This window comes from Bacillus sp. K2I17 (assembly GCF_002209985.1).
Lineage (GTDB): Bacteria > Bacillota > Bacilli > Bacillales > Bacillaceae_G > Bacillus_A > Bacillus_A wiedmannii.
This window is the reverse complement of the sequence record NZ_NJGF01000130.1, coordinates 1-1,385: the sequence shown is the minus strand read 5'-3', so window position 1 is coordinate 1,385 and position 1,385 is coordinate 1. Positions and strand designations below refer to the sequence as shown.

Sequence of the window (1,385 nt, the reverse complement as noted above, 5' to 3'; positions counted from 1 at the left end):
ATTCATCTCCCACCTACTCACTTCGCGTTCCTTGAGGAAGGAGTCTTCTTGGCTAAAATGATAAAAGGTTTATTTTCGAGGCTTTTTTAACTAAAACCTCAAAAAATCATTAAAACATTCTTTTTATTCTCAATACTCTGCGGTTTTGTTATAATATCAACCATAACGTATTATATTCGTTTGTATATCTTCATATCTTGGGGATTTTATTACACAAAAAGACAACTCTTAATTGGAGTTGTCTTTTATTTTTTTCGATATACACAATACTATTCTGATACAAAAACTTCAAGATTCTTACAAACAGAGAAAAAGTAGGATTTCTCATAGGAGAGATGCTACTTTATTTCCTCATATTCCTTCATTATTTTATAAAACGTGTTTTTCTTTAGTTCTAACATTTGTATAAACATAGTAGCTGTTATTTCTCCACTTTTCTATTTAGAATAAGTTTCTTCTATTATTTACTACTTTCTCTTAACTTCACAATGAGTCTATAACTTTGTTATAAATTCTACAACCTTCTTTTAACTACAAAACAATTGTATTCTTCAATGTACCACTTTGTTTTAAAATGTATAACTTTATTTTGAATTCACACTTTGTAAAGTTACAACTCATTTGTAGTTACACGTCATTACTTTAATTACGCATTAGTCTACAACTTTATTGTAAAATCCATAACTATGTTGTATATTCTACAACCTTCTTGTATAATCCACGACTTTGTTGTAATTATACATTTATAACTTTCACAATCTCTGAAATACAGGTTTAAATCCCGCTTGCATTGTATCATCCAGCCCCTTACCTTGCGTTGGGTTCCATGCAGCTATGATTACGTTATAGCCCACTCGCTTTAACTCTGTCGCAAAGTCTATAAGAGCTTTTCTTACTTTTTGATTCTCTACTAAATCGGCATCAAACGCTAAATAGACATTTTCTACACCCATATCCTTTAATACAGGCATAGCAATTCGCCAAGCATTTACACCAGGAATCGCAAGAACCGTTGTTCCTATTTCAGAAATCTCCTCTTTATTAAATCTCTCTGGAAGCAAATCAGCAATCAAATCGGCTTTCATAGGTCCTTCTGTGATCATTACTGATTTAGTTTGATGGAGTGTACCAGAATTCCAATATTTCAAATGAGAACTTGGTACCGCCACATGCACAGGAAGTGGATTTTCACTACCGCCTGCCCCAGTCCCTTGATTTTTGTTTGCTGATGAGAGCCACAGATACTTTTGTCCTTTATGAATCTTTACAACAATTTGTCCCTCTTGAAATGGAATCTCTACCTTTTTGCTCACTTCTAGTTGAACGGGACCCAAAAAGTTGGACACATATTTAAGCAGCTAATAAGGATTGAACTCTGTATTGTA

The 1,385-nt window shown here is 33.1% G+C and carries 2 pseudogenes; both read right to left on the bottom strand.

The features are described 5' to 3' along the window. Window positions 1-338: 338 nt before the first annotated feature. Window positions 339-464, bottom strand: a pseudogene (locus CER22_RS33995) (recombinase family protein); the annotation flags it as partial. Window positions 465-752: 288 nt separating this feature from the next. Next, window positions 753-1,322: pseudogene (locus tag CER22_RS31065) on the bottom strand (DUF3854 domain-containing protein); the annotation flags it as partial. Window positions 1,323-1,385: the final 63 nt, after the last annotated feature.